This is a genomic window from Gordonia sp. NPDC127522 (genome assembly GCF_042672305.1).
Lineage (GTDB): Bacteria > Actinomycetota > Actinomycetes > Mycobacteriales > Mycobacteriaceae > Gordonia > Gordonia hongkongensis.
In genome coordinates this window covers 60,279-86,825 of the sequence record NZ_JBHXVK010000012.1, presented here as the reverse complement: position 1 = coordinate 86,825, position 26,547 = coordinate 60,279, and the positions used below count along the sequence as shown (strand labels likewise).

Annotated in this window: 26 protein-coding genes and 1 tRNA gene; 18 read left to right on the top strand and 9 right to left on the bottom strand. The window is 66.6% G+C overall.

The annotated features are described in order from the left end of the window. The first annotated feature begins 105 nt into the window (after positions 1-105). Entirely contained in the window at positions 106-3,219 is a 3,114-nt protein-coding gene (topA, locus tag ACFVHY_RS17715) for a type I DNA topoisomerase (RefSeq protein ID WP_390274202.1), read from the top strand. 155 nt (positions 3,220-3,374) lie between these two features. On the opposite strand, the gene ACFVHY_RS17710 is transcribed toward topA, so the two are convergent. Further along, a complete protein-coding gene (locus ACFVHY_RS17710) occupies positions 3,375-4,835 on the bottom strand; it encodes an adenylate/guanylate cyclase domain-containing protein (RefSeq protein ID WP_078111767.1) in 1,461 nt (486 codons plus the stop codon). Positions 4,836-5,007: 172 nt separating this feature from the next. On the opposite strand from ACFVHY_RS17710, the gene ACFVHY_RS17705 reads away from it, so the two are divergent. The 4 genes from ACFVHY_RS17705 to ACFVHY_RS17690 all read left to right on the top strand — a co-directional run bounded on the left by ACFVHY_RS17705 (position 5,008) and on the right by ACFVHY_RS17690 (position 7,589). Beyond that, complete coding sequence (locus ACFVHY_RS17705; protein ID WP_390274200.1) at positions 5,008-6,294, top strand: DNA polymerase III subunit delta'; 1,287 nt, start codon at positions 5,008-5,010, stop codon at positions 6,292-6,294. 47 nt (positions 6,295-6,341) lie between these two features. Then, a complete protein-coding gene (locus ACFVHY_RS17700; protein WP_390274197.1) occupies positions 6,342-6,785 on the top strand; it encodes an ArsR/SmtB family transcription factor in 444 nt (147 codons plus the stop codon). After that, on the top strand, positions 6,782-7,306 hold the full coding sequence (locus ACFVHY_RS17695) for an SRPBCC family protein (RefSeq protein ID WP_390274195.1): 525 nt from the start codon (positions 6,782-6,784) through the stop codon (positions 7,304-7,306). The genes ACFVHY_RS17700 and ACFVHY_RS17695 overlap by 4 nt, the downstream gene beginning before the upstream one ends. A 103-nt stretch (positions 7,307-7,409) precedes the next feature. Further along, on the top strand, positions 7,410-7,589 hold the full coding sequence (locus ACFVHY_RS17690) for a hypothetical protein (RefSeq protein ID WP_078111764.1): 180 nt from the start codon (positions 7,410-7,412) through the stop codon (positions 7,587-7,589). A gap of 96 nt (positions 7,590-7,685) precedes the next feature. Here the strand turns inward: ACFVHY_RS17690 and ACFVHY_RS17685 are convergent, their stop codons facing one another. After that, positions 7,686-8,528 (bottom strand): alpha/beta fold hydrolase, encoded by an 843-nt coding sequence (locus ACFVHY_RS17685; protein WP_390274192.1) that lies wholly within the window; start codon positions 8,526-8,528, stop codon positions 7,686-7,688. 153 nt (positions 8,529-8,681) lie between these two features. Between ACFVHY_RS17685 and ACFVHY_RS17680 the strand changes: the two genes are divergently transcribed. Together ACFVHY_RS17680 and ACFVHY_RS17675 are read left to right on the top strand one after the other, a co-directional pair. Then, the gene (locus tag ACFVHY_RS17680; protein ID WP_390274191.1) at positions 8,682-9,242 is read left to right on the top strand and encodes a TetR/AcrR family transcriptional regulator; all 561 of its coding nucleotides are present in this window, start codon (positions 8,682-8,684) and stop codon (positions 9,240-9,242) included. 110 nt (positions 9,243-9,352) lie between these two features. Further along, complete coding sequence (locus ACFVHY_RS17675; protein WP_390274188.1) at positions 9,353-10,069, top strand: phytanoyl-CoA dioxygenase family protein; 717 nt, start codon at positions 9,353-9,355, stop codon at positions 10,067-10,069. 22 nt (positions 10,070-10,091) lie between these two features. Here the strand turns inward: ACFVHY_RS17675 and ACFVHY_RS17670 are convergent, their stop codons facing one another. From ACFVHY_RS17670 to ACFVHY_RS17645, 6 genes are all read right to left on the bottom strand, one after another. Beyond that, positions 10,092-11,246, bottom strand: coding sequence for a hypothetical protein (locus tag ACFVHY_RS17670; RefSeq protein ID WP_390274185.1), 1,155 nt, complete (start codon positions 11,244-11,246; stop codon positions 10,092-10,094). 152 nt (positions 11,247-11,398) lie between these two features. Further along, positions 11,399-11,474 (bottom strand) — tRNA-Thr (locus ACFVHY_RS17665). A gap of 84 nt (positions 11,475-11,558) precedes the next feature. Further along, positions 11,559-12,410, bottom strand: a complete 852-nt coding sequence (locus ACFVHY_RS17660) for an esterase/lipase family protein (protein WP_390274182.1) — start codon at positions 12,408-12,410, stop codon at positions 11,559-11,561. A 60-nt stretch (positions 12,411-12,470) separates the two neighbouring features. Next, the gene (locus tag ACFVHY_RS17655; protein ID WP_390274180.1) at positions 12,471-12,896 is read right to left on the bottom strand and encodes a VOC family protein; all 426 of its coding nucleotides are present in this window, start codon (positions 12,894-12,896) and stop codon (positions 12,471-12,473) included. 39 nt (positions 12,897-12,935) lie between these two features. Continuing rightward, positions 12,936-13,436 (bottom strand): helix-turn-helix domain-containing protein, encoded by a 501-nt coding sequence (locus ACFVHY_RS17650; RefSeq protein WP_390274178.1) that lies wholly within the window; start codon positions 13,434-13,436, stop codon positions 12,936-12,938. A gap of 49 nt (positions 13,437-13,485) precedes the next feature. Then, the gene (locus ACFVHY_RS17645) at positions 13,486-14,067 is read right to left on the bottom strand and encodes a hypothetical protein (protein ID WP_390274176.1); all 582 of its coding nucleotides are present in this window, start codon (positions 14,065-14,067) and stop codon (positions 13,486-13,488) included. A 220-nt stretch (positions 14,068-14,287) separates the two neighbouring features. On the opposite strand from ACFVHY_RS17645, the gene ACFVHY_RS17640 reads away from it, so the two are divergent. From ACFVHY_RS17640 to ACFVHY_RS17615, 6 genes are all read left to right on the top strand, one after another. Next, positions 14,288-15,166: a hypothetical protein gene (locus ACFVHY_RS17640; protein ID WP_390274305.1), complete on the top strand. Its 879-nt coding sequence runs from the start codon at positions 14,288-14,290 to the stop codon at positions 15,164-15,166. A gap of 41 nt (positions 15,167-15,207) precedes the next feature. Continuing rightward, a complete protein-coding gene (locus ACFVHY_RS17635) occupies positions 15,208-16,398 on the top strand; it encodes a hypothetical protein (RefSeq protein ID WP_390274173.1) in 1,191 nt (396 codons plus the stop codon). 1,125 nt (positions 16,399-17,523) lie between these two features. Further along, positions 17,524-18,006 carry an enoyl-CoA hydratase gene (locus tag ACFVHY_RS17630; RefSeq protein WP_390274171.1) on the top strand — a complete coding sequence of 161 codons (483 nt, stop codon included), beginning with the start codon at positions 17,524-17,526 and terminating at the stop codon, positions 18,004-18,006. Between the two features lie 647 nt (positions 18,007-18,653). Further along, a complete protein-coding gene (locus ACFVHY_RS17625; RefSeq protein WP_078111746.1) occupies positions 18,654-19,136 on the top strand; it encodes an enoyl-CoA hydratase in 483 nt (160 codons plus the stop codon). A 6-nt stretch (positions 19,137-19,142) separates the two neighbouring features. Then, positions 19,143-19,850 (top strand): hypothetical protein, encoded by a 708-nt coding sequence (locus tag ACFVHY_RS17620; RefSeq protein WP_390274168.1) that lies wholly within the window; start codon positions 19,143-19,145, stop codon positions 19,848-19,850. Positions 19,851-19,898: 48 nt separating this feature from the next. Next, positions 19,899-20,570, top strand: a complete 672-nt coding sequence (locus ACFVHY_RS17615) for a VOC family protein (protein ID WP_390274165.1) — start codon at positions 19,899-19,901, stop codon at positions 20,568-20,570. Here ACFVHY_RS17615 and ACFVHY_RS17610 read toward each other — a convergent pair whose 3' ends face one another. Further along, positions 20,571-21,287 carry a GntR family transcriptional regulator gene (locus ACFVHY_RS17610; RefSeq protein WP_390274164.1) on the bottom strand — a complete coding sequence of 239 codons (717 nt, stop codon included), beginning with the start codon at positions 21,285-21,287 and terminating at the stop codon, positions 20,571-20,573. A 107-nt stretch (positions 21,288-21,394) separates the two neighbouring features. On the opposite strand from ACFVHY_RS17610, the gene ACFVHY_RS17605 reads away from it, so the two are divergent. From ACFVHY_RS17605 to ACFVHY_RS17585, 5 genes are read left to right on the top strand one after another with little or no spacing between them, the layout of a single operon-like run. Then, positions 21,395-22,138, top strand: coding sequence for a phosphonatase-like hydrolase (locus ACFVHY_RS17605; RefSeq protein ID WP_390274161.1), 744 nt, complete (start codon positions 21,395-21,397; stop codon positions 22,136-22,138). A 46-nt stretch (positions 22,139-22,184) separates the two neighbouring features. After that, positions 22,185-23,150, top strand: a complete 966-nt coding sequence (locus ACFVHY_RS17600) for a phosphate/phosphite/phosphonate ABC transporter substrate-binding protein (protein WP_390274159.1) — start codon at positions 22,185-22,187, stop codon at positions 23,148-23,150. Next, entirely contained in the window at positions 23,150-23,959 is an 810-nt protein-coding gene (phnC, locus tag ACFVHY_RS17595; RefSeq protein WP_390274157.1) for a phosphonate ABC transporter ATP-binding protein, read from the top strand. Before ACFVHY_RS17600 ends, phnC begins: the two co-directional genes overlap by 1 nt. Continuing rightward, positions 23,956-25,551: a phosphonate ABC transporter, permease protein PhnE gene (gene phnE / locus ACFVHY_RS17590; protein WP_390274155.1), complete on the top strand. Its 1,596-nt coding sequence runs from the start codon at positions 23,956-23,958 to the stop codon at positions 25,549-25,551. The genes phnC and phnE overlap by 4 nt, the downstream gene beginning before the upstream one ends. Then, positions 25,527-26,540 (top strand): zinc-binding dehydrogenase, encoded by a 1,014-nt coding sequence (locus ACFVHY_RS17585; protein ID WP_390274153.1) that lies wholly within the window; start codon positions 25,527-25,529, stop codon positions 26,538-26,540. The genes phnE and ACFVHY_RS17585 overlap by 25 nt, the downstream gene beginning before the upstream one ends. The last annotated feature ends 7 nt before the right edge of the window (positions 26,541-26,547 follow it).

Genomic DNA, 26,547 nt, shown 5'->3' with positions numbered 1-26,547 from the left:
AATTCAGATGTGCAAACGGCGCTATACATAAGGTACAAACCCATCGAACACACCTGAACTGACACGCAGGAACGTTCTCCACCCAGTCAACCGAAGGACGCCCCGGTGGCAGAGACCAGCACCGCATCCCGCTCGAACAGGGGTATTCGACGCCTCGTGATCGTCGAGTCCCCGACCAAGGCCCGCAAGATCGCCGGGTACCTGGGGGCGAACTATGTGGTGGAGTCCTCGCGAGGCCACATCCGCGACCTTCCCCGCGGCGCCGCCGACGTCCCGGCCAAGTACAAGGGACAGTCTTGGGCTCGCCTCGGCGTCAACGTCGACGAGAACTTCGAGCCGCTGTACGTGGTGTCGCCCGACAAGAAGTCGACCGTCAGCGAACTCAAGTCGCTGATGAAGGACGTCGACGAGCTCTACCTCGCCACCGACGGTGACCGCGAGGGGGAGGCGATCGCCTGGCACCTCCTCGAGACGCTCAAGCCGAAGATCCCGGTCAAGCGCATGGTGTTCCACGAGATCACCGAGCCGGCCATCCGGGCGGCCGCCGAGAACCCGCGTGACCTCGACATCGACCTCGTCGACGCGCAGGAGACCCGACGCATCCTCGACCGCCTCTACGGCTACGAGGTGTCGCCGGTGCTGTGGAAGAAGGTCATGCCGAAGCTGTCGGCGGGCCGCGTGCAGTCGGTGGCGACCCGCATCATCGTCGAGCGGGAGCGCGAGCGCATGGCGTTCGTGTCGGCCGAGTACTGGGACATCTCCGCGACGATGGACGCGAGCGCGGAGAGCGCGGACAGCTCCAATCCGCAGACCTTCAAGGCGCGGCTGGTCAACGTCGACGAAGCCCGGGTCGCCACGGGACGCGACTTCGAGTCGACGGGTGTCCTGAAGAGGTCCGACGGCGTCATCGTGCTCGACGCCGACCGCGCCGAGAGTCTGGCCACCGGCCTGCGAGGTGCGGGGATGACCGTCACCTCGGTCGAGGAGAAGCCCTACACGCGCCGTCCGTACGCGCCGTTCATGACCTCGACGCTGCAGCAGGAGGCCGGCCGCAAGTTGCGGTTCACCTCCGACCGCACGATGCGGATCGCGCAGCGGTTGTACGAGAACGGCTTCATCACCTACATGCGTACCGACTCGACGAGCCTCAGCGAGTCGGCGATCAACGCCGCCCGCGCCCAGGCCCGCGAGCTCTACGGCGACAACTTCGTCCACCCGACGCCGCGCCAGTACACCCGCAAGGTCAAGAACGCCCAGGAAGCACACGAGGCGATCCGACCCGCCGGTGAGACCTTCCGTACCCCCGGCCAGGTCGCCGGACAACTCGAGGCCGACGAGTTCCGCCTGTACGAACTGATCTGGCAGCGCACGGTCGCGTCGCAGATGGCCGACGCCAAGGGCACCACGCTGAGCCTGCGTATCGCCGGTACCGCGTCGTCAGGGGAGCGCTGCACCTTCGCCGCGTCAGGTCGCACGATCACCTTCCCGGGCTTCCTGTCGGCCTACGTGGAGACGGTCGACGAGCTCAGCGGCGGTCAGGCCGACGACGCCGAGAACCGGTTGCCGCAGCTCACCGAGGGGCAGTCGCTGACGGCCACCGACCTGACCGCGGACGGTCACTCCACCAACCCGCCCGCGCGGTTCACCGAGGCGTCGCTGGTGAAGGTGCTCGAGGAACTCGGGATCGGCCGACCGTCGACCTATGCGTCGATCATCGGCACCATCCAGGACCGCGGATACGTGGTCAAGAAGGGCAACGCCCTGGTGCCGTCGTGGATCGCGTTCGCGGTCGTCGGTCTGCTGGAGGCGTACTTCCAGAGCCTCGTCGACTACGACTTCACGGCGACCCTCGAAGACGACCTCGATCAGATCGCAACGGGCAACGAGAACCGCACGAAGTGGTTGTCGGAGTTCTACTTCGGCGACGACCATTCCGGTGCCGACGGTGAAACCCGTTCCGCCCATTCGGCAATCGCGCAATACGGCGGTCTGAAGAAGCTCGTCGGTGTCAATCTCGAGGAGATCGACGCACGGCAGGTCAACTCCATCCGTCTGTTCAACGACGAAGAGGGCCGCCCGATCTATGTGCGGGTCGGCCGTTACGGGCCGTATCTCGAGCGCAATGTCGCCGCGGACGGTGCGGAAGAGGATCTGCAGCGCGCCAACCTGCCCGCCGACATCACCCCGGACGAGTTGACCCTCGCGGTCGCCGAAAAGCTCTTCGCGACACCGCAAGAAGGGCGTTCGCTCGGTACGGACCCCGCCACCGGTCACGAGATCGTCGCCAAGGAAGGACGTTTCGGTCCGTACGTGACCGAGGTCCTGCCGTCGGACGACGATGACGACGACGGGGACACGCCCGCAACCATTCCCGCGGGCCCGACGCCGCGTGACGGCGGGTCGGGCGGCGGCACCGGAGGTTCGGACACCGCCGACGGCGACGTCGTCCCGCTCGATTCACCCGGCGGGGGCACGGCCACCAAGACGAAGCCGGCGGCGAAGAAGACCGCGAAGAAGGCGGCGAAGAAGGCCGGTCCCAAGCCGCGCACCGGTTCGCTGTTCAAGACGATGGACATCTCGACGGTCACCCTCGAGGATGCTCTGAAGCTGCTGTCGCTGCCGCGCGTCGTCGGCGTCGACCCGGAGTCGGGCGACGAGATCACCGCGCAGAACGGCCGGTACGGCCCGTATCTCAAGAAGGGCTCGGACTCGCGGTCGCTCGGCACCGAGGAGCAGCTCTTCGAGATCACCCTCGACGAGGCGCTGAAGATCTATTCGGAGCCCAAGCGTCGCGGTCGTCAGGCCGCCGCACCGCCGCTGCGTGAGCTCGGCAAGGACGACGAGGTCAGCGGTAAGCCGATGGTCATCAAGGACGGACGGTTCGGACCGTACGTGACCGACGGCGAGACCAACGCCAGCCTGCGCAAGGGCGACGAGGTCGCCTCGATCACCCCGGAGCGCGCGATGGAGTTGCTCGCCGATCGTCGGGCACGTGGCCCGGCCAAGAAGGCTGCGAAGAAGACCACGAAGAAGGCGGCCGCCAAGAAGGCCCCCGCCAAGAAGACAGCGGCCAAGAAGACAGCAGCCAAGAAGACAGCGGCGAAGAAGACAGCGGCGAAGAAGACCGCAGCCAAGAAGACGACGGCGAAGAAGACCGCAGCCAAGAAGTCGACCGCCAAGAAGACGGCGGCCAAGAAGGCGACGCCGGACACCGAGTAGGAGCGCCCGACAATCGCTGGGGACATGCGAAGGCGAGTCCCCTGCTCGCTGAGGTGCGGGCGAAGGGGAGGGTGGTCGACCTCGACGCGCTCCTTCGTCGCTTGCTCGGCCCGGCGGCTTACGCTCCGCACACCTCAGAGGCTGGGGAGGGTCTCTCAGTCCCGCCGGTCCGGCTCGAGGTGCGGGCGCGCGAGGAGCGTCTCGATCCCGCGGCCGCGGAGTTCGACGCCCTCGCCGATCTCCCAGTGCTCGGCTTCCTCGTGAGACGCCAGGAACACCGCGCGTGCGGACCCGAGGACGCGGGTGGGTTCGTCCTTCGCGAGCTCGGTGAGGCGGGCCGCCTCGTTGACCGGGTCGCCGATGACGGTGTACTCCAGTCGCTGCTCGGCGCCGATGTGCCCGGCGATGGCCTTGCCGGCCGATACCCCGATGCCGATGTCGGTGTCACCGAGGGTCTCGTAGAGCTCGGCCCGCAGTTCGCGCGCGGACGCGAGTGCCCGGCCGGCGAAGTCGTCGAGGTCGAGCGGCGCACCGAAGATGGCGAGCGCGGCGTCGCCCTGGAATTTGTTGACGAACCCGCCGTGGCGACCGACCACGCCGACGACGACACGGAAGAACTCGTTGAGCAGTTCGACGATCTCGCGGGGCGGCCGATTCACCGCCAGGCGCGTCGAGCCGACGATGTCGACGAACAGGACGCCGACGTAGCGTTCCTCGCCACCGAGTTCGGTGCCGGTCTCGATGGCCCGCCGCGCGACGTCCTCACCGACGTAGCGGCCGAACAGGTTGCGCAGTTGCTGACGTTCGCGCAGGTCGGCAACCATGTCGTTGAACCCGGCCTGCAGCAGGCCGAGGTCGCTGCCGTCGTAGATCTTCACCGCGACGTTGAGGTCGCCCTCGCTGACCTTGGACTGTGCGCGCCGCAGCTGTTTGATCGGGTCGTTGATGGCGGCGACAACGCGCACGATCGCGATCACGCTGAACGCGAGCGCCGAGATCGCCATCCACAGGATCGGCCGCTCCAGGCCGGTGGAGTCGGCCTCGATGATGCCGAGGCGGTGCAGCACGATCATCCCGATGATCACCAGCATCGGGGCGACCACGCTGATCACCCAGAACGCGGTGATGCGGGTGGTGACACTGGGCGCGATGGCGTTGTCGGGATTGTTGGCCATCGCCGCGACCGTGATCGGCCGCATGACCTTCTCCGCCTGCATGTAGCTGAGCGCACACGTGACCATCGCGCCGATCGTGCTGGCGATCGCGACGATGAAGGCGTTCTTCGACGACACGGTCAGGTTGACGAGCGTGAACAGCGTGCCGCCCACGACCCACAGTGCGGCGTTCACCGCGGTCAGCAGCATCGGTAGCGCGAGGGCGCGGCGTCGTGCGGCCTCGTTGTCCAGTCGGGTGCGCCGCCGATGCCAGATGAGCACCGGTAGCGACAGCTGGATGCTGGCGAACCCGCCGATGACCATCGCGATCAACAGGTAGGCAGCGAAGATGACCTGGTTCAGCGCGGTGATCTCGTCGAGGCTGATCGAATCCTGGATCGGCATGCCGAAGCGCAGGAACGCGAAGGTGAACAGTGCGCCGACGAGGTTCGCCCGCAGCATGTCCAGCGCGAGAATGGGCCACGGCGTATGAATCAGCCATCGGGCCAGATGCAGGCCCTTTGACCACCGCGACCGTTGTTGAACCACGGAGACTACGGTAGCTGGCTGCTTGCAATCGTTAAACACGGTTCCGCGCCTCAGGCGTGTCCGAACTGCGGATTAGGGTGTTGCTGTGACAAATGTCTTCGATCGGCTGACCGGGCAAGAGGCCATCGCCGACGATCTGCGGGCCGCCGCCCGGGCCGCGCGTGCTCTTGCGGCGAGGCTCGACGCGGGTACGTCGGACGACCTGTTCCTCGCCGACGACGAGATCCCGGCCGTCGATGCGGGGTGGTCGCGGGCGTCGATGACCCACTCGTGGCTGTTCACCGGACCACCGGGCAGCGGTCGGTCGGTGGCCGCGCAGTGCTTCGCCGCGGCTCTCCAGTGCCAGGCGCCCGACGCCGCGAACGTCGGCTGTGGCGAGTGTCGTGCGTGCGTCACGGTGATGGCGAAGACCCACGCCGATGTCCGCCATGTCGTACCGGAGGGGCTGAGTCTCGCCGTCGGGGCGATGCGCGACATCGTGCAGGCCGCCGCGCGCCGGCCGGGGACGGGGCGCTGGCAGATCGTCATCGTCGAGGACGCCGACCGGCTCACCGAGCAGGCCGCGAACGCGCTGCTGAAGGTCGTCGAGGAGCCGCCGTCACGCACGGTGTTCCTGCTGTGTGCGCCGTCGGTGGACCCGGAGGACATCTCGGTGACCCTGCGGTCGCGCTGCCGGCACGTCGCACTGGTGACGCCGACGACCGCCGACATCGAGCGGGTTCTCGTCGAGCGCGACGGTCTCGATCCGGGGCAGGCTCGGTGGGCGGCGTCGGTGTGTGGCGGCCACATCGGGCGCGCGCGTCGACTGGCGACGGATCCCGAGGCGCGCACGCAGCGCGAGAAGGCACTCGGGCTGGCGCGTGCCGCCGCCCGCGACTCGACCGCCTATGCCGCCGCCGAGGAGCTCGTCCGGTCGGCCGATGAGGCCGCCAAGGCGATCAGTGCCGAACTCGACGCGGCCGAGACCGAGGAGATGAAGACCGCGCTCGGGGCGGGCGGTACGGGCAAGGGCACCGCGCGGATGCCGCGCGGAAGTGCCGGCGCGCTCAAGGAACTGGAGAAGCGGCAGAAGTCGAGGGCGACCCGGGTCGGACGCGACGTCCTCGACCGTGCCCTGGTCGACCTCGCCGCGCTGTTCCGCGACGCGCTCGTCGTCGGCGTGGGCGCCCAGGTCACCGCGATGCATCCGGATAAAGCCGACGACCTCGCGAACCCGCTCGCCGGCTACGCCAAGCCCGAGCAGCTGCTGCAGTGCGTCGAAGCCGTGCTCGCGTGCCGGGAGGCCCTCGACATGAACGTGAAGCCGAAGTTCGCCGTCGACGACATGGTCGCGCGGATCGGACTCGCGCTCGCACGCCCGGTCGGGGCGTAGACAGCTTCACCCTTCCCTATTGGTAACTCTTGTGTTACTAATAGGGCATGGATGACTTCGAGGCGATCGCCGACCCGGTGCGTCGTGCGCTGGTCGAGCGGCTCGCTCGCGGCTCGGCGCGCGTCGTCGATCTCGCGGCCGACCACCCGATCAGCCGGCCGGCGATCTCGCGTCATCTTCGGGTGCTCGGCGAAGCGGGCGTGACGACGGCCGTCGACCACGGCCGGGAGCGGCACTACGAGCTGGCGTCCGGCGCGCTGGCCGGGGTCCGGGCGTGGCTCGACGCGGTGGACTCGGCGGTTGCGGGTTCGCACGCCGTGGACTCGGACGCCGTGGACTCGCACGCCGTGCAGCCGAGATTCGACGAGCGTCATCTCGACGCGCTCGACCTCGAGGTGCGACGTACCGTGCGCGAGTTCGTCGATGAGGAATCCGCGGACTCCCCTCTTGCACAGCCCGATTCAGGCAAACGACACAAGGAGACAGGATGACTGCGGACATCACGGCCACCGGCCGCCGAGAGGTGCGGGCCGGCGTGCCGCACGTGGTGCTCGAGCGGACGTTCGCCGCGCCGATCGACGCCGTATGGGCGGCGATCACCGAACCCGCGCGGCTCGAACGCTGGATCGGAACATGGGCCGGCGACCCCGTCGACGGGTTCGTCGACTTCCGGATGACCGCCGAGGGCGACGACGTGGAGCCGGAGCGGTTCACGATCCTGGAATGTGATCCGCCGCGCCGGCTGGTCGTCGAATCGAAGTCCCCGGCCCAGGACGGGGGTGAGGACGTGTGGCGGCTGGAACTGGACCTGGCCGAAGCCCACGGAACGACGACACTGACCTTCGCCCAGGGACTGCCACGGGCCGACATGGCCGAGAACGTGGGCCCGGGATGGGAGTACTACCTCGACCGTCTGGTGGCAGCCGAGGCCGGCCGTGGCGTCGCCGAGGTCGACTGGGACGCCTACTACCCGGCGCTGTCGTCGTCGTACGCGGACAAGTTCCGGGACTGATCGGTCGCGCCCGGACTCCGATCGCCGGGGGGTGACGCGGGCCTCGACCTATCATGAGGTCACGGTCGCGTGCCGCGGCCGGACGATGAGCGAGGAGCGAGCGATGTCGGACTTCATCCGCAAGATCAAGGAAGATGCCAAGGCCGTCTCGGCCGCCATCGATCAGGAACTGACGGTGCTCGAGGGTGTTCCCGGCTACGACCCCCTCGCCGACAACAAGGACGCCGAGGCGTCCGACGAGACCGCCGAGGACGCGGAACGGGTCGACGACGACGCCCGGTAGGGACAGACGGCAAACGGCCGCCGGATGGAGAATCCATCTGGCGGCCGTCCTGCTGTCACGCGGGTGTGCTCGCTGGGCGAACTCACCCCGGGACGCTCACTTCTGAACGAACCCCAGCAGCGCCTCGTTCACCTCGGCGGCGTGAGTCCACAGCAGGCCGTGCGGCGCATCGGGGATCTCGACGTACTCGGCGTCCGGAACGGCTTGGTGGAAGCGGCGTCCGGTGGCGTCGATCGGCAGGATGTTGTCGGCCGTGCCGTGCAGGATGAGGGTCGGCTTGCCCGAGTCGCGCACGGCGGCAACGTCGTCGCGGAAGTCCTCGATCCAGGCGGGGACGACCGAGTAGGCGGCGACCGGCGCACTGCCGACCGCGGTGTTCCAGTTCGCGTCGACGACCTCCTGGGTGATGCGGGTGCCGAGGTTGTCGTCGAGGTTGTAGAAGTCCTTGTAGAACTGCGTGTACCAGGCGTAGCGGTTCTCCTTGGCGGCCGCGGCGATACCGTCGAAGACGGACCGGTCGACGCCTTCGGGATTGTCGTCGGTCTTCACCAGGAACGGTTCGAGCGACGCCAGGAACGCGAACTTCGCGACCCGGTCGGTGCCGTGGTTCTTGGCGTAACGGGCGAGTTCGCCGGTGCCCATGGAGAATCCGACGAGGATGACGTCGCGGAGATCGAGCGTCTCCAGGACGGTGTTCAGGTCCGCGGCGAAGGTGTCGTAGTCGTAGCCGGTGCCGACCTTGCTCGACTTCCCGAACCCGCGACGGTCATAGGTGATCACGCGGTAGCCGGCGTCGATGAGCTCGCGCGCCTGCAGTTCCCAGCTGTTGCCGTCGAGCGGATAGCCGTGGATCAGCACGACGGCCTGGCCGGTGCCGTGATCTTCGTAGTACAGCTCGATGTCGGTGGAGTTCTCGGTGCCGACTTTGATGTAGCCCATTGCGATCACTTCTCTCTGTTGAGGCGACCCGATCGGGATCGGAATCGATGCGGCGGGCGGGAGAACGGTCGTTCTCGCCGGTGATTGCTACACTAGAGAACGATCGTTCCCCGCGCAACCCCCAGCCGGGAACCGGCAGAAGAGGAGATCGAGGTGGCCGACGCCGTGGACCCGCGCGAGCGGGTGGTCCGTGCCGCTGACCACCTGTTCAACGCACACGGGGTCCACGCGGTGGGGATGGACAAGGTCCGCGATGCGGCGGGGATGTCGCTGAAGAAGATCTACTCGATGTTCCCGTCGAAGGAGGCGTTGATCCTCGCGGTGCTCGACGATCGGACCCGGCAGTGGAACAGCGGGATCGCCGCGTGTGCGGAGGGGCTGTCATCGCCGCGGGAGAGGTTGCTCGCCGTGTTCGACTTCTTGCTCCAGTGGTTCGGCACCGACGAGTTCCGCGGGTGCGCGTTCATCAACGCCTACGGCGAACTCGGGGCCGAGATGCCCTCGGTCGCCGCCGCGGTTCGTGCGCAGAAAGCTGATTTCCAGCGTTACGTCGCGGGTCTGGTGGCGGAGTTGGGAGGCCCCGACGGCCTCGGTGCGCAGCTGTCCATCCTCGCCGAGGGGGCCCAGACCACGGCGGCGATCGCGGGCTCGGCGCGTGCCGCCGACGATGCACGAGCCGCCGCCGAGGTCCTGATCGACCAAGCTCTTCGGTAGTCGATTCCAGAAGTTTTGCGGCCGTGAGCTTCTCGACGGTTGGTGATCTGTCGCCCTCGGTGCGGCGAAAATCGCTCGCGGGAGACGCCCGATGGTGGGAGGCTGCGACGGTGATCGACGTCGACAGGTTCAGCGCAGACGGTTTCCTCAAGATCGAGCGTCCGTCGCTGCGCGAGGCCGCGGACCGGGCGCGGGCAGGATTGTGGGCTCAGCTGGGTCTGTCCGAGAACGACCCGGACGCCTGGACCGATCCGGTGCGCTGGGCGTCGGACATGGTGGGAGCCGGCCCATTCGGGTTGCTCGCGAACAGTCCGGAGCTGACCGAGGCGCTCGATGCGATCTGTGGCGTCGGCGGCTGGACACCGCGGGGAGCCCTCGGCAACATACCGGTCCGCTTCCCGCTTCCGCCGACGGTCGATGACCGCGGCTGGCACATCGACGCAAACACACCGCGCGAGGAAGGATCGTGGGTGGTCAGTCGACGGCCCCACACCGTGCTGATCCTGACCCTGCTCTCCGAGGTCGGACCGACCGACGCACCGACACGCATCCGGGTGGGGTCACATCGCGACGCTGTCACGGTTCTCGACAACGACGGGATGAGCCCCTTCGACGCCGGTCCGCTACTCGACGCCGCGAGTCGCGAGCGTCGCGTCGCCTACGCGACCGGCAATCCCGGTGACATCTACGTGGTCCATCCGTTCACCGTGCACGCGGCTGACGAACATCGTGGTGCAACTCCACGATTCATGGCGCAGGGGCCGGTGATGCTGACCTCGCCGTTGTCGCCCGACTCGGCAGCACCACTCGGGTCCGTGTTCGGTTGAGCAGCTGATCTACGACGACGGATCAGGCGGCGGATTCCGCGGATTCGCTGCCGGAACCACCGCGGTCGGAAGAATCGCTGTCGTCGCCCGCGTCGGAGTTGTCACGGCTCGTCGAGTCGGATCGCGAGTTGCCCGAACCCTCGGACGGACCGTCGTCGCCCGCTTCGCCTGATTCCGATCCGGTGCCCCCGTCGTCTTCGACATCGGAGGACTCGGTCGGCAAGTCCTGGTCATCGTCGACCACGATGTCCCGCAGGGTTTCCCGGCTCACGTCCCGTGTTTCGACGGTATCCCTGGGCGTCTCGGCATCGGCTCCGGCGTCGGATGTGGTGTCGCCACGGTCGGTGGTCGGCTCGATGGGCCGACCGCGTGGTGGTTCGGTGACCTCCGGCTCGCTGCCCGTGCCGGCATCGGGGCGTGGCGTCTCGACAGGGCGGTCCGTCCGGGGCGGGTCGACCTTCCATCCGATCGACTTCAGGAGCGCCGAGACGAGCGGGATGGTCTCCAGCCAGACTCGAATGCTCCACGGCCCACGGGGATCCGACACCAGCACGATGACCGGCCCGTCGGTACCCGGCGGGGGAGGAGTCAGGCTGGTGCCGCCCTCGGGTACACCGGGCGCGCCGGGCCCGCCGGAGCCCTGGGCGTCGCCGGTGTAGACGACGAACGGACTGTTCGCGTCGAGTCCGGCGATGACGGTCATGACCGCCAGGTTCTGTTGCACCGCACGTTCTTTGAGTTCGTCGTCGAGCTCCGTCGACAACACTGCGCGGGTTCGGGGACCGCCGGCGATGATGGGTCCGACCGAGTGCGGAAAGTCGATGACCAGCGTTCTCGGTGTACCCGTGGAAGACAGGTCGCGTGTCATGGGAGCGGCCGGCCCGCCGGTCGGTGTCGCAGCGACGGACGGGGCGGCGGGGCCGCCGGCGCCCGGCGACAACGGGATCGGTTGGCTCCACCCTGTGGTCGATTCGGTGGCCACCTGGACGGTGTCCGGCGCGGCGAGAGCGTGGACCAGGGTGGTCACGTTGATCGATGCGACCGCGGTCGGGATGACGGTGGCCAGCGAGAGCGCGCCGAGGGTGAGAGAGGCGTTGGAGAGGCCCGAGGGTCGTCGAAGAGGACCGACGCCGTCGTTCTCGACGGCGCGTCGTGTGCCGCGCCGATATCCTGCCACCCCTGGGCCCCCTCTTTGTCGATCAGATATTAGACGACGAGCGGGCTGCTCGCTGTCGTCTGAATGACACAAATCGGGACATCTACTCGAAGCCCTGCTGTGGGGCGGTTCGAACGGTCGGCTACGTCGAGGAGGCGTGGCCGGGGAGGAGATGGAGCCGCCCAGGGGAATCGAACCCCTGACCTATTCATTACGAGTGAATTGCTCTACCGACTGAGCTAGGGCGGCGTGCTACGCGAGGCAGCGCAGACGAGTCTAGCGAGGGACGGGGGCACGAACAAAACCCGGGTCGTCGAAGCCGGAGGGCCCAGGTCAACCCGGGAAGTCGGAACCGCAGACGACCGGCACCCGATGCCGCGGATCGAGTGCGTTGCGGACGAGCGCAGCGACGGTCGGGGAGTAGGCCATCCCGACGTGACCGATCTTCGACGCCGGGCACACGTCCTGGATCACCGTGTTGGTGATGTTGGGGCCGGGCGGCATCAAGGTCACGGTGTACGGCGTCGAGATCACGTCGAATCGCGTCGCGAGGTTCACGTATCGGATCGAGCGATGCGTCGGACCCCAGTAGCTCTGACCGGGGGCACGGGCCGGTAGCCGGTCGGTGATCGAGCCGACCCGGGAGTATCCCCGGTTGGACGCGGACAGCCCGACGATCGTGCCCACCTGTTCGGCGCGTCCGGGCAATTGGGTGACGAGCTGTGCGATCGCGCCGCCCTGGCTGTGGCCGACGAAGTCGACCTTGTCGGCGCCGGTGGCAGCCAGCACCCGTCCGACGAAGGCCGAGACCACACGGGCGGACTGGTCCTTGTTGCCCAGGCCGCCGGTGTTGCCGCTCCAGCTCGTCTGGCCGTAGGTCAGGCTGAACACGCAGTACCCCGCGTTGGCCAGGGTCGGCGCGAGATACGCCCAGTTCGCACTCTGGTTCATGGCAGTCGCGTGCAGCAGCACGACCGGATTGCGTCCGTCGCGGTCGCGACAGGCGAAGCGGTTGGCGCCGGCGGGCGACTCGGTTGCCGGGCTGAGATATCGAGAGGCGATGGCAGTCGGCGCATCCGTGATCACCGGGAACGGCGCGGCGTTCGCGGTGCCGGCCACGAGGCACAGACCTGCGGCGGCCAGCGCGAGCACAGCCGCCGTGACTCCGGATCGGATGCTGTTCATGGTCGGATTGTCGCCGACGACGCGGCGACGCGACCCGCGATTGCCGGAACGCCGGGCGGTCTAGGCGAGTACCTCGGCCAGTTGCGTCAGGCGAACACTGTTTCCCGACGGGTCGCGGAAACCCGCGTCGATGCCGTACGGCCGTTCTTCGGGTGTCTCGGTGAACTCGACGCCCCGCGCGGTCAGTGCTTCATAATCCCGCCGACAGTCGTCGGTGGTGAGGAAGACCGTGCCGGCGAAGCCCTTCGACATCAGGCTGCGGATCTCCTCCGCGACGCCGGAGTCGATGGCCGGTGGTCCGGGGATTGCCATGAGGACGATGCTCACCTCGTCCTGTCCGGGCGGGCCGACGGTCAGCCAACGGAATCCGCCCATCTCGGGCAGGGACGCGTCCGAACGAACCTCGAGTCCGACCTTCGACGTCCAGAAGTCGAGCGCCTCGTCCTGGTCGTGTACCCACAGTTGGGCGCTGGCGATCCGAATCATGTTGTATTCCTTCGCTTGAGGGATGTTGCGGTGGTGAGATCAACGTAGGTCGCTGCGGCCGTCGAGGTCTTCTCCCCGTGTGCTGTCCTCACCTGGTCCGTCGCGTGTTGCTTCACTTCCCGGGGGGGGCTCGGTCCGGCTCGTCGGCGCCGGGCGCGAGTAGACGCGCAGAACGCACGCCGGTATCCGTGCGTACGTGGAAGCGGGTGGGAACGAATCCCGGTATGCGGTCGGCGTCTTGCCGAATGCGCGGGTGAAGCTCGTGGTGAACGAACCGACACTGGAAAGACCCACCGCCATGCAGATGTCGGCGACGGTGCGGTCTGTCGTTCGCAGCATGGCCGCTGCCCGTTCCAGTCGCCGAGTCTGCAGATACGCGTGTGGCGACTGTCCGTATGCGGCTGCGAAGGCCCGCGAGAAGTGGGCGCGGGACAGTTTCGCCGCGGCGGCCATGTCGTCGACCGTCAGCGGCTCGGCGAATCGCACGTCCGCGAGATCCTTGGCGCGCAGCAGGTGACGGGCCGGGTGTGCGCTGGGCATGAATTGATGATGCCCACGTCGACATGTCGCCGTCGGATGTTCGGTGACCTCAGTCGCGGTCGCGGCGCCGGAACTCGACGCCGCGCGGCGACAGTTCGTACCCGACGACGAGGCTGTCGGTCAGCCCGAGCTTTTTGAGCTTGGTGATGTCCTGCTTCAATCCTGCTCGGTCCCTGCCGAGTTCAGCCGCGAGGTCGGTCGACACCACGCCCGGGCGGCGCGCGATGAGGTCGAGGGTTTCTCGGGTCCACGGCCCGATCTTGGACCGGGAGTCCATCCGGTCGAGACGGGTTCGGATCTCCTCCACGTCCGGGTCCGACAGATCGTCGTCGGCGCGCAGGGCAATACGCGGGTCCTCGCCGATGCACTGCAGTCCGATGCGGTAGGTCGGATTGTGGACGTTGACGCAGAGGGCGGCCCGGACGGCGTCGGCATCGTCGTATCCTGCGCGCCGCGCCTCGTCGCGCGTGATCCGTTCGGGGTCGACGCGTTCCAGAGACGTCACCTCGATGACGTGAGTCAGCGCGATGAAGCTCGAACCCGGATGTATGCGCGGATGGCCCCATCGCCGGAAGGCGAGGTCGACGGTTCCGTCCGCGACCCCGCGGGCGACTGCGGCCGTGAGAAGCACACTCGCGACCCTAGTCAGCGCGACATCTGTGTGCATGAATTCGCAGCGCAGGATCGCCTGTCACCCCTGTGGATGACAGCTGAGAAGGTCCTGAGAGCTGTTGTAGGGTGTCCCGAGGTCAGCGACGGCATATGCCGACGTCATCGGGGGACCCCCTGCGTCGTGCCGTCGTTGAGCGCAACTTCACGACGACATGATCACCGGCCGGGGGGAGGGATCTTTGGTGCCGCCGCGCGCTTCCGCACTGTGGTTCCCCGACGTCCCGCCGTCGCCCGCTTCCGACGCGACGCCGGCCGCCGATCTGGCCGCTCACCTGGCCCGATACCGCTCTGTTGGCCCAGCTCAGGTGGCCTCGCAGCCCTCCGCGATGGCGGTTCTCGAGCGTCCACTTCCACAGCTCGAGGAGTCGATTCGGCCGGCGGTCGCCGCACCGCAGGTCGTCGCGCCTCGCCCGGCGTCGGAGCTCGACGCGTTCCTGGCAGAGGCGGAGAAGTCGGTCCGTGCGAAGCGGAAGAGCGGATCGGCCGCACGCGGTGAGAAGCCCACACGTCTCGGTTCACCACTGCGAATCGCAGGTGCGGCAGCAGCGATTCTTGTGATTGTCGCCACAGCCTTGGGTGTGGTCCTGACGCGCGGCGGCGAGCCCGAATCGACGACGGCATCGACGTCCACCGCTGACGCCTCTGATTCGCTGGTGCCATCCACGTCCGCTGTGGGGAGCGAGCCCGCCTGTACGCAGCGCCCGGTGGGGTCGGGGACGACGGTGTCCGACGGCGACGATGCCGGTAATCAAGAGTCCGGCGCCGGTGCGATCCGCGCCTTCAACCACGCCTATTACGTTCTGCGCTCGGCGAGGGCGGCACGGGCGGTCGCGGCACCGGGCGCCGTGGCCTCCGAGTACGTGATGCAGCAGTACATCAATCAGCGTCCAGTCGGTACCCGGCACTGCCTGACGGTCGCCGAGCGCGGCCCGGGCGAGTACTCGGTGGTGCTCACCGAATTGCAGCCCGACGCTCTGCCCATCACCTACCGCCAGGTCATCCGCACGACGACCATCGGCGGCAAGTCCTACATCCAGTCCATCCGATCAGTTGAGTGAGATCTCGCCCGCCGTGGGCGCACCAGAGAGGTAGTCGAGTAATGAGTCATAGTCGGGGTCGGCACCGGAAGCGTCGGGTGCCGAGTGGTCCATTGCTGTCGGTGACGTCGGCGGTGGTCGCGGTGTCGATCACTGCCGGTGCGGGGGCGGCGTTTGCGGTGCCGGAGCAGGGTGGCACGAGTCCGGGTGACACGGCGCCGGGGCAGGGTGGCACGAGTCCGAGTGATGTGTCGCCGGATGGTGGCAGCGGTGCTGAGGCGACGGTCGAGCCGGTTGTGGTTCCGGGGCCGGGCAGTATTCCGGGTCCGCCGGTGGAGGCGCCGTATCAGGCGTACACCGCGCCTGGGTCGTATTCGTATGACGAGCCCTACACTCCGTTGATCAATAATCGGGTGGCTCCGCGGGTTGCTCCGCCGGTTCGGCCGATCGCGCCGCCGCCGGAGAAGATCCGTGTGGGCAACTTCGTCACCGACATTCCGGAGGGGATGTCGAAGCGTGATGTGAACTCGATCAATGCGTGGTCGGCGTATGGCGAGGCGAAGATTGCGCAGGGTTTGATCTCTGCTGGTGTTCCTGAGGACGAGGCGACTCGTCGTGCTGCCGCCACGATCATCGGCGTCATGGCCGGTGGCACGGCTGGTGCTGTCGCGCTTGGTATTCCGTCGGCGGTTGTGGGCGCGGGGGTTGGCGCGATCACGGGAGCCGTGATCGGATCTCTGCCCGTGCCCCCGTTCCTTGGAACTCAGGGTCTCGCGGGCGCTGCGATCGGTGCCGGAGTCGGTGCGGCGGGCGTGGGTGCGGCGGGTGCTGCGCTAGGCGCCGTAACCGGTGGAACTATAGGCGGGCTCCTGGCCTACTCGCTGGGCGCCGGTGACCCTGGCGCGAACCCGGATGAGCCGTGGCGTCAGAACGGCCCACGCCATGCACTGCCCGAGGCTGACGCGCCGAATCAGTTCGAATTCCATTTGACACCAGAGCAGGCGCGGCGCTCGGGACTGCCTGCTGTCGACTACGTGGTCAATCACCGCGGCGACGTTGACGCGAAGGTTGGTACCTCCACCTTCGGCTGGTCAGGCGGTCAAGCCCGATCGCCCTACTCCGTTCTCGGTCCACACGTCGAGAAATCGGTCCGTGATTGGACCCGTGAGCACGCAGACAGACTGCAAAGCGCCCTCCCGGGCAGCGAAATCAACTGGCCTACGGAATCTTTCAGCGCAAACGCCACCGACTGATAGCGAAAGGAGTTTGAGTTTCTGATGTCACGACGTATCGCGATTGTGTTGATCGCATTCGCTCTCCTGGTTTCTGGACTGATCACTGGCACGGGCAAGAGTGCCGCAGCACCTGAGTTGCCTCGGTTAGCGAACAATGGAGACCAGTTCCTAACTGCAGGCAACCATTCGTTCTGTCATGGCGTACTGCACGTCAGTCTCACCGCCGCGCCTAAGAAACCGGGTCACATCCGGGTCGCGCTTACCTCGCGCGGGTTCACGGGGCGGGGCCCGAGTTGGGACCGCAACCCGGTTTGTAAATTGCTGGTAGGCACCGTACACGACAGCGCGGTTGCATATAGCAAGTGGAATTTCTTCAACGCAGATTTCGGCCCGAAGCGCGGGCAGAGGGTGGTTCGTGATATCTGGACCGGTTCTGGAGTGGTGCTTTTCCAACTTGCGACGTACGCGCGAAATAATCCGGTTCGCGCACGACAGTCGTGGGGTGTGTCGTACTACACGTTGGTGCCATGAAGTTTGGATACGGGCTTTCGATCCCACTTGCGCGAACCGGAACTGTGCCCCGTGACGCACCTGATTGCCTGCGTGAGCATCTCGAGGATTGAGAAAATGAAGAGAACTGGACTGCCCTTGACGGTCGTTTTCGCTGCTGTCTTCGCCATGTTGTTCGGCGCAGGGCATGCGTCCGCGGCTCCGATGCAGAATTTCAGCACAAACGGCACGACATTCGGGACATTTGGTGACCATTCCTTCTGCCGCGGTGCCATTACATACAAGGTGGACGCGGTTGCGAAGAAACGTGGCGTTGTCAAGGTCACCGCGACTTCACACGGGTTCTCGGGCCAGGGTTCGGCGTGGAATCGGAATCCTAACTGTCGCTTCCTGTTTCGCTCCGCCGTCACGAGCGTCCAGGGACTCGATGTGGAGAAGTGGACGGTTGGTTCCTTTGGACCGAAACCAGGGCAGAAGCAGACGTGGCACGTTGTGACCGGCTCCGGCCCTGCCTGGATGGGCATCACTACATATGCCGTTAACAGCGCCGTTCGCATCCTGGAGTCTCCTGCGGGTCCCTCCTTCTTCATGATGGCGCCTTAAATGCCGACCCCTTCGCACCTAGGATCTGAAATGAAAAAGCTCATTGTATTGTTCACCGCGTTTGCTTTGGCGGCAGTCGTTGGCCTCATCGGAGGCGGTCAGGCCGCGGCCGCGCCTTTGCAACAGTGGCGAACCACTGGCGACACGTTTGAGACCTTCGGCGATCATTCGTTCTGTCGAGGCGCTGTGACTCTGCGTATCGACGCGCCCCCGAAGAAGCGTGGAGTGGTTCGCGTGACTGCTACTTCGCGTGGGTTCACGGGTAACGGCCCCACCTGGAACCGGACACCCCGCTGTCGCGTACTCTTCCTCACCGCTTACACAAGCATTCGTGGGCTCAGTCTCGAAAAGTGGACTACCGGTTCGTTCGGCAGAAAGGCCGGAGAGAAGAAAGTTTGGGAAGTGCCTACGGGTTCTGGTATCGCTTCGATTTATGTCTCCACCTACTCCGCCAACAGCCCTGTTCGACTGCATCAGGGTCTCGGAGCTGGCGGTTATTACCTGGTTCCGTGAGAGCAGATATGAAGCGGCTCGCGAGCCGACTAGGAGGCGTGAAATGAAAAGACTCATCGTGACGGCGGTTTCGCTGGCCATCGTCGCTGTAACGTGCATGGCAGGCATCGGTCAGGCGTCCGCGGCTCCGATTCCTCAAGTGACTTTCACTGGTTACAACTTCGGGACGTTCGGCGACCATTCCTACTGTCGCGGTGCCATTAACGTCACCGCTGACACTTCGCCGAAGAAGCGTGGCGTTGTCCGTGTCACCGCGCGGTCGCACGGATTCACGGGCCAAGGTGCGAGTTGGAAACGCAATCCCAAGTGTCGTGTGCTCCTGTGGAACGTCTACAACAGCGTTCGCGGAATCAATCTCGAGAAGTTCGTGACGGTCTCGTTCGGGCCCCGGGCTGGTGAGACAAAGGTCTGGGAAATCCCTTCAGGTTCGGGCCCGGTGAGTCTCGGTATCACCGCGGTGGCTACTAATAGCCCAATCCGGGTTCCATCCGGTTACGGATCTACGATCTACATGCTTGTCCCTTAGGCAGGATCGGATGAAATTGCCCGCCGATTCCGGCGGAGGCTCACGCTTGCAAGTACGAATCGCGTGTGTGATCTCGAAAAATGCGAGTAGACCTGCGGGTCAGAAATTGCGGGGAATAGATATGAAGAAATTGGTAATTGGAGTCATGTTGGCCGCATTCGCCGCGGTGACTACGGTGACCGGCGTTGGCCAGGCGACCGCGGCGCCAATCCCGAACATCGCGCTCTACGGCAACAACCTGGGAACCATGGGGGACCATTCTTTCTGCCGCGGCAACGTCAACGTCACGGTAAAGACGCCGCCGAACAAGCGCGGCGTGGTCAGGGTGACAGCACGGTCCGCAGGGTTCGGCGGAGAAGGCGCGACCTGGAAGCGGAATCCGAAGTGCCGAGTACTCTTTCAAACCCGATACACGAGTCTTCGTGGCTATGCACTCGACAAATGGACAACAGTGACCTTCGGGACGCGTCGGGGTGAGACGAAGGTGTGGGACGTTCCGACTGGCCCGGGTCCGGCAACGATCGGAATCACGACATCTGCCATCAACAACCCGGTCCGCACGCCGACGGGTGCTCTTCTCGTATTTCACATGCTCGTCCCCTGACCCCACATGACCAACCCGACCACACCACGCGACGGCGACCCGCAGGCCTGGGCCGAGCGGTCCGTCGTCGTGTGCGGGACAGCGGGAGGCGTTGGCACGTCGGTTGTTTCGGCGCTGCTCGCGGAGCATCGGGCGTCGTCGACGCTCGGGCTGCTCTCGTGGTGGGTGGACGCGTCGGGCAACGACTGCGACATCGAGTTGCGGCTCCGCGGGTCGGGTAACCCCGAACTGTTGCGCACGGCGTCGGGCACGGGTCTGTGGCTTCCGCCCGAGGAGGCGACGGTGACCGACGCCGTCGTCGAGACGTGGCGGCAGGGCGCAGTTCCCGTCGTCGACGCCGGCGCGCATCCGCTCACGCTGCTGCCCGAACTCGCCGAAGATGATCTCCCGAACCTCACTCCGGTACTCGTCATCGCGGCGCGACCCGACCTACTCAACCGCGCCCGGGTCGTCTTCACCGAATGGGACCGGGCCGGGGTGCTGGAGAAGACGATCGTCGTCATCTCCGCCCAACTACCGGCCACCCATCAGGACGGTATCGCCGACATGCTGGTCAACGTGGTGTCCGGTGCGGTGGGCGGAGTGATCGGACTCGACTACGACCCGGTCATCGGCGCCGGCACCGCCCTGGACCAAGAGGCGCGCCGCGGGTTCCTGCCGGCGATGCACCAGTCGATCGCGACACTGGCCGCGGCGACCACCAACAGGCACTGAGGCGCGCCCCCTTTCGCAATCCACCGGAACGGGGCAGCATGGGGCGACATGACCGGGTCCACTCGCTCACCGCTCACCACCGCCGAGGCCGCCGAGATGGTCGCCGATCCCTGGCGTGTCATCGCCGACAGACTGGCGGCCGCCTACAACACCGGATCGATGGTGCGGGGCGGTGAGTTCGTCGCCAAGATCATCGACGCCGCCGAAGAGGCGAACCACCACCCCGACATCGATCTGCGTTACGGCACGGTGCATCTCGTGCTCACCACGCACAGCGAGCACCAGCTCACGGAAGCCGATGTCGCGCTGGCGAATCGGATCACCGGCATCGCCGCCGACCTCGGCCTCGAGCCGGTGTCCGCGCCCGTCACCCAGTTCAACCTCGCCATCGATGCCCTCGACATCCCGGCCATCAGGCCCTTCTGGAAAGCTGTCCTGGGCTACGGCGACGCGGCCGATCGCGAACCCGTCGACCTCGTCGATCCGGCCGGGCGCCTACCCAGCGTCTGGTTCCAGCAGATGGACGAACCTCGCCCCCAACGAAGCAGGATGCACGTCGACCTGTGGATCCCGACCGACGAACTACACGAACGGCTGCAGTCGGCCATCACCGCCGGCGGCCAACTACTCACCGACGAGTACGCCCCGGCCTTCTGGGTTCTCGCCGACGCCGAGGGCAACGAGGTGTGCCTGTGCACCTGGCAGGACCAGAACTACTGATCAGTCGGCGTACATCGTCTGCGTGAACGCCATCCGGTCGCCCCGGTACAGCGAACGCCGATACTCGATGGGGACGTCGTCCTTGTCGTAGGACAAGCGGTTCAGCAAGAACATCGGCGTACGAGCGTCGACGTTGAGCAAGGCGGCCTCACGCGCGTCGGGCAGCGTCGTCTCGATGGTGTCCTCGGTACGCCCGAAACGCACCCCGCGCCTGCGGAATTCGGCGTAAAGCGACGACGTCACCTCGAAGTCGCGTTCGAGGTCGGGGTACCGGAAGGCCGGCAGGCGAGTGCGTTCCAGCGCCACCCGCACCTTGTCGGTCGTGAAGACACGCTCGAGCTGGATGACCGGGTCGCCGACGGCGATCGCCAGGCGTTCGGCGAGCACCGCGTCGGCCGTCAGGTTCGTCCATCCCACCAGGATGCGACTGGTCTCCATCCCGCGCTCGCGGGCCGCCTCGGTGTACGAACCGATCGACAACGGTTGTCGGATCTTGGGACCCGCCACCACCGTCATCCGACCCCGGCGCTCGATCCTGCCGTCCAGCAACAACTCTCGGAGTGCTTGCCGCACCGTTTCGCGTGACACCGAGAAACTCTCGGCGAGTTCACGTTCGGCGGGAAAGGGATCGCCCTCGACGAGGTCTTGCAGGAGTTCCTCCAGCCGGGACCTGACCACCTGGTGCTTGAGAACGCGTGGTTGCTCGGACAGGGTCATGCGACCAACATAGCAAACGATGGTCTAGACCAAATGGCAACCGAGTGTTCACCTGGCGTTGGGGTAAGACACCCGAATTGGTCTATACCAAACGCGACAGTGGGCTCATGCGTACAACCGATGACTTCACCGAGCCTGCTTCGGAATCTGCGGGCACAACCACCCCACACGACGGCACCTCGTCCGTCCAACTCGTCGTCTTCGACATGGCCGGCACCACGATCGTCGACGACGGGCTCGTCACCCAGGCGTTCGAGGTGGCCGCGACCGCGGTCGGCATTCCCGACCAGGGCGACGAGCGCGACCGCGCCCGCACCTACGTCCTCGACACGATGGGGCAGTCCAAGATCGCAGTGTTCCGCGCGCTTCTGGGCTCCGACGACGCGGCCCGACGGGCAAACGAAGCGTTCGAAGAGGCCTACGGAGAACTGATCGACGACGGGGTCGACCCGATCCCGGGAGCGGCGGAGACGTTCGCGGACCTGCGATCGCGCGGGATCGCCACCGCGTTCACCACCGGGTTCAGCCCGGCCACCCAGCAGCGGATTCTCGACTCACTGGGGTGGGCCGAGGTCGTCGACCAGGTCCTCGCTCCCACCGCCGGCCTGCGCGGTCGCCCCTACCCGGACCTCGTGCTGGCCGCCGCTCTCACCGCCCAGGTCGACGACTTGGCCAACGTCGTCGTCGTCGGCGACACGTCGAGCGACATCGACACCGCACGACGCGCCCGCGTCGGTCTGGCCGTGGGCGTGCTCACCGGTGCCCACGACGAGTACACCCTGCGCGCCGCGGGTGCCGATCGGGTGCTCACGTCGGTCGCCGATCTCCCCGCTCTGATCACCGCCCCCTGATCCGCTCCACATCCCGCCCCCGTCACGCCCCGAAAGGTCGTCTCCGATGAAGAACCGTAGGTCTCCGCTCGCCCTCACCGCCGCCCTCGCCACCACCGCCCTCGTTCTCGCCGGATGTTCCGGTGGCGACTCGGAAGCGGTCAACGACAATGGTTTTCCTGAAACTCTCACCCTCGCCGCGATCCCGGCCGAGAACTCCTCCGATCTCAAGGCCAGCTACGACCCGGTCATCAAGGTGATCGAACAGGAAACCGGGTCGAAGGTCGAGTTCGTCCAGGCATCCGACTATGCCGGCGTCGTCGAGGGGATGATCGCCGACAACGTCGACCTCGCCTTCTTCGGTCCCTTCGCCTACGTCGTCGCCGGCCTCAACGGGGCCGACATCACCCCGATCGGAGCAGTGGTGTCGGAGAAGGGCGCAGAACCGGGATACCAGTCCTACGGAATCGCCAAGGCCGACAACCCGTCTGTCAACAGCATCGACGACTTCGCCGGCAAGACGGTCTGTTTCGTCGACCCCGGGTCCACCTCCGGCTTCCTGTACCCGAGCGCCGGTCTCATCGAGGCGGGAGTCATCAAGTCCGGCACCGAGACCTACCTGGCCGCAGGTGTCACGCCGATCTACGCGGGCGGACACGACGCGTCGGCGCTGTCGGTGGCCTCCGGTGACTGCGAAGCCGGATTCGCCTTCGACTCGATGGTCGACAAGACCCTCATCGAGAAGGGTGACCTCCAGCAAGGACAGCTGAAGACGGTCTGGAAGTCGGAGATGATCGCGGGATCGGTGTTCGCGGCCAACAATTCGCTGGGCCCCGAAGCCATCGACACGCTCACCAAGGTGTTCACCGAGCAGGTCAACAAGGAGTCGATGGAAGCCGCGGGCTTCTGCTCCGGCGACGAGTGCCTCATCACCGACGAGCGTGCCTGGGGTGTCGTGCCGGCCTCCGACGAGGACTACGCCGGCGTGCGGCACGTCTGTGAGGTCACCAAGTCCGAGAAGTGTGCGAGCTGATGACCGCACATCCACCGGTGGCCGGCGACGACCTCGTCGTCCACGTCGACGGACTGACCAAGCGATTCGGTGACACCGTGGCGGTCGACGACGTGTCGCTCGACGTCCACCGCAGCGAACTCGTGGTGCTCCTGGGCCTTTCCGGGTCCGGGAAGTCCACCTTCCTCCGCTGCCTGAACGGACTGCATCCCGCGACGTCCGGCGTCGTCGACGTCGTGGGGCACCGGGTCGATCGTGCCGGACGTACCGAGATGCGAGCTCTACGACGCGACGTCGGGTTCGTCTTCCAGCACTTCAATCTCGTCGGCCGGATCAGCTGTCTCGAGAACGTCCTGCTCGGCGGGCTGGGCCGGTTGCGCTGTCCGCGCTACGGCGCGCTGACGTATCCGAAACGCATGCGCCAGGAAGCGCTCGAGCACCTCGACCGTGTCGGTCTCGCCGACCTCGCCGACCGTCGCGCAGACACGCTCTCCGGCGGTCAGCAGCAGCGCGTGGCCATCGCACGCACACTGATGCAGAAACCGGTGCTCCTCCTCGCCGACGAACCGGTGGCCTCCCTCGACCCGGAGAACGCCGGCGTCGTCATGGATCTGCTGTTCCAGGTGTGCGTCGAGGAGAAGCTCACCATTCTCTGCACACTGCACCAGGTGGATCTGGCACTCGGGTGGGCGCACCGCATCGTCGGATTGCGCAGTGGGCACAAGGTTCTGGATCGCTCCACGGTCGGATTGGACCGCGACGAGGTGATGGACGTCTACCGACACGTCGACCCGGTGTCGGCGTCGACGAACGCGGCGCGACGCCGATGAGCACCCCGCTGCTCGATCGACCGCGGGCGGACCCGTCTGCGCGGAAGCGACCCGGGTTGGACCGCGCGGTCCTGCCCGGAATCGCTGTCGGAGGCCTTGTCGCCACGCTGATCTGCGCGTGGTGGATCGACTTCGCGCCGGGAACACTGATCTACGGAATCGAGGACATCGTCGCGCTCATCGAGCGGATGCTGCCACCTCGACTCGCGGATCCCGGTCGGATCAGCGTGCTGGCCGTCGAAACGCTGTTGATGGCCGTGCTGGGAACGGTTCTCGCCGCCATCGCTTCCGTGCCGCTGGCGTTCCTGGCCGCTCGCAACACCAGTCCGCATCCTGCGGTCCAAGCGGTGGCGCGGGCCATCATCACGTTCTACCGAGCGATGCCCGACCTCCTGTTCGCGGTCTTGTTCGTGCGTGCTCTGGGTATCGGTGTGCTGCCGGGCATCCTGGCCCTGGCGTTGCATTCGATCGGCATGCTCGGCAAGCTGTTCGCGGACGCGATCGAGCAGGTCGACGAGGGGCCGCGCGAAGCGGTGCGCAGCACGGGCGTCGGCTATGTCCGTGAGATGGTCAATGCGGTCGTACCGCAATGTGTCCCGGCGTGGATCGGGGCGTTCGTCTACCGCATCGACATCAACCTCCGGATGTCGGTCGTGCTCGGGTTCGTCGGCGCGGGCGGAATCGGTTTCGCACTGCAGGACGCGCTCCGTGGTCTGATCTATCCGCGAGCCCTCGGCATCGTGCTGGTCATTCTCGTGATCATCGCCGCGATGGAGTTGCTGGCCATCGGAATCCGCCGCGTGCTGCTGACGCCGTCGCCCATGCGGCCCGGTCTGGAACGCGCCGTCCGGACGGGTTTCGGTGTGCTGGCGGTCGCCGCGACCGTAGCGGCGATGGTGGTTCTGGAGATAACGCCCTGGGCGCTGATCGCGTGGATACCCCCGGCCGTCGAGGTGTTCGGCCGGATGATCCCGCCCGACTTCAGCACGCTCGGGGCGGACCTGTTCGACGCCGCGTTCCAGACCGTCGCGATCGGCGTGGTGTCGACGGCCATCGGCGCCGTGTTGTCGATCCCGGTCGGAATCCTCGCTGCTCGCAATGTGACCCCGCACGCGATCGTCTACTGGGCCGCGCGGGCCTGGATTCTCGTCGTCCGGGCCGTGCCGGAACTCATCCTGGCCGTGGTGTTCGTCGCCGCGCTGGGACTGGGGCCGGTGGCCGGAACCTGCGCCCTGGCAATCGGTTCGATCGGCTTCCTCGCCAAACTCGTCGCCGACTCCGTGGAGGAGATCGACGCGGGGCCCGTCGAGGCCGCCCGCGCGGTTGGTTGCGGGTGGTGGAGAACCCTGTTCGCCGCGGTGATTCCGCAGGCCATGCCGTCCATCGTCGGCTCTGGTTTGTACCTTCTCGACGTCAACATCCGTACGTCCACAACGCTCGGCATCGTCGGTGCCGGCGGAATCGGCTTCCTGCTCTTCGAATCCATTCGCACGCTCGACTTCGAGGTCGCCGGGGCCATCGTGCTCGTCATCTTCGTCATCGTCTACACCATCGAGAGGTTGTCCGGTTGGATACGCTCACGACTCGTCTGACCCGTACTGCCGTCTGGCGGGGCGATCGGATCGACATCGTCGAAATGCCCTTTCCTGCAGTTGGTCGTGGCGAGTTGCTCGTCCGAGTACGACTGGCCACGGTGTGCGGCAGCGACCTGCACACCGTGACCGGACGCCGAGAGTCGCCCTGCCCCTCCGTACTCGGACACGAGGCGGTGGGTGAGGTGGTCGACGCCGGCGCGGGAGCGACCGCCCGCGTAGGGGATCGCGTCGTCTGGTCGGTCACGGTCTCGTGCGGTGAGTGCGATCGGTGCCGACGCGGCGTCACCGCCAAGTGCCGGCGGGTGCGCAAGGTCGGACACGAACCGTTCGACGGTGATTGGCCGCTGTCCGGGGGCTACGCCACCCACATCCTGCTGCCGGCCGGCACCACGTCGGTCGGTGTTCCCGACACCCTCGACGATGTAGTGGCCGCCCCAGCGGCCTGCGCCACCGCCACCGTGATGGCGGTCGCCGAGCGTGCCGGGGAGGTGTCCGGGCGCCGCGTCCTCGTCGGTGGAGCGGGAATGCTGGGGACGACCGCAGCGGCGGTATGTGCCGACCGCGGCGCCGACGTCCTGATCGCCGACCGGGACCGGGCGCGCGTGGAGCAGGCCATCGGATTCGGGGCGCGGCCCGACGACGGCGAGAACGTCGACGTCGTAGTCGATTTCACCGGCTCGTCGGACTTCATCCGTCGAGGACTCACCCGGCTGGACGTCGCCGGGACGCTCGTGCTGGCCGGTTCGGTGGCCCCGGGCCCGTTGCTGGACATCGATCCGGAGCAGGTGGTCCGACGCTGGTGGACGATCACCGGGGTCCACAACTACGAGCCACGTCACCTACAGCAGGCCATCGACTTCCTGGCGCGAACCGTCGACCGTCATCGGTGGTCGGAGCTGGTGACCATCCCGCTGCCACTGGACCAGATCGAGGGCGCGTTGCAACCGGCCCCAGGGGCTGCTCTGCGCGTGGCCGTCGCGCCCTGAATGACAC

What these genes read in the sequence shown, in the direction of transcription:
- ACFVHY_RS17600 (WP_390274159.1), top strand. Translation starts at nt 22,185, where the DNA reads ATGAAGAACCGTAGGTCTCCGCTCGCCCTCACCGCCGCCCTCGCCACC.
- ACFVHY_RS17625 (WP_078111746.1), top strand. Translation starts at nt 18,654, where the DNA reads ATGAAGAAATTGGTAATTGGAGTCATGTTGGCCGCATTCGCCGCGGTG.
- ACFVHY_RS17620 (WP_390274168.1), top strand. Translation starts at nt 19,143, where the DNA reads ATGACCAACCCGACCACACCACGCGACGGCGACCCGCAGGCCTGGGCC.
- ACFVHY_RS17690 (WP_078111764.1), top strand. Translation starts at nt 7,410, where the DNA reads ATGTCGGACTTCATCCGCAAGATCAAGGAAGATGCCAAGGCCGTCTCG.
- ACFVHY_RS17635 (WP_390274173.1), top strand. Translation starts at nt 15,208, where the DNA reads ATGAGTCATAGTCGGGGTCGGCACCGGAAGCGTCGGGTGCCGAGTGGT.
- ACFVHY_RS17710 (WP_078111767.1), bottom strand. Translation starts at nt 4,835, where the DNA reads ATGCTGCGGGCGAACCTCGTCGGCGCACTGTTCACCTTCGCGTTCCTG.
- ACFVHY_RS17655 (WP_390274180.1), bottom strand. Translation starts at nt 12,896, where the DNA reads ATGATTCGGATCGCCAGCGCCCAACTGTGGGTACACGACCAGGACGAG.
- phnE (WP_390274155.1), top strand. Translation starts at nt 23,956, where the DNA reads ATGAGCACCCCGCTGCTCGATCGACCGCGGGCGGACCCGTCTGCGCGG.
- ACFVHY_RS17700 (WP_390274197.1), top strand. Translation starts at nt 6,342, where the DNA reads ATGGATGACTTCGAGGCGATCGCCGACCCGGTGCGTCGTGCGCTGGTC.
- ACFVHY_RS17685 (WP_390274192.1), bottom strand. Translation starts at nt 8,528, where the DNA reads ATGGGCTACATCAAAGTCGGCACCGAGAACTCCACCGACATCGAGCTG.
- ACFVHY_RS17650 (WP_390274178.1), bottom strand. Translation starts at nt 13,436, where the DNA reads ATGCCCAGCGCACACCCGGCCCGTCACCTGCTGCGCGCCAAGGATCTC.
- phnC (WP_390274157.1), top strand. Translation starts at nt 23,150, where the DNA reads ATGACCGCACATCCACCGGTGGCCGGCGACGACCTCGTCGTCCACGTC.
- ACFVHY_RS17660 (WP_390274182.1), bottom strand. Translation starts at nt 12,410, where the DNA reads ATGAACAGCATCCGATCCGGAGTCACGGCGGCTGTGCTCGCGCTGGCC.
- ACFVHY_RS17615 (WP_390274165.1), top strand. Translation starts at nt 19,899, where the DNA reads ATGACCGGGTCCACTCGCTCACCGCTCACCACCGCCGAGGCCGCCGAG.
- ACFVHY_RS17605 (WP_390274161.1), top strand. Translation starts at nt 21,395, where the DNA reads ATGCGTACAACCGATGACTTCACCGAGCCTGCTTCGGAATCTGCGGGC.
- ACFVHY_RS17610 (WP_390274164.1), bottom strand. Translation starts at nt 21,287, where the DNA reads ATGACCCTGTCCGAGCAACCACGCGTTCTCAAGCACCAGGTGGTCAGG.
- ACFVHY_RS17630 (WP_390274171.1), top strand. Translation starts at nt 17,524, where the DNA reads ATGAAAAAGCTCATTGTATTGTTCACCGCGTTTGCTTTGGCGGCAGTC.
- ACFVHY_RS17695 (WP_390274195.1), top strand. Translation starts at nt 6,782, where the DNA reads ATGACTGCGGACATCACGGCCACCGGCCGCCGAGAGGTGCGGGCCGGC.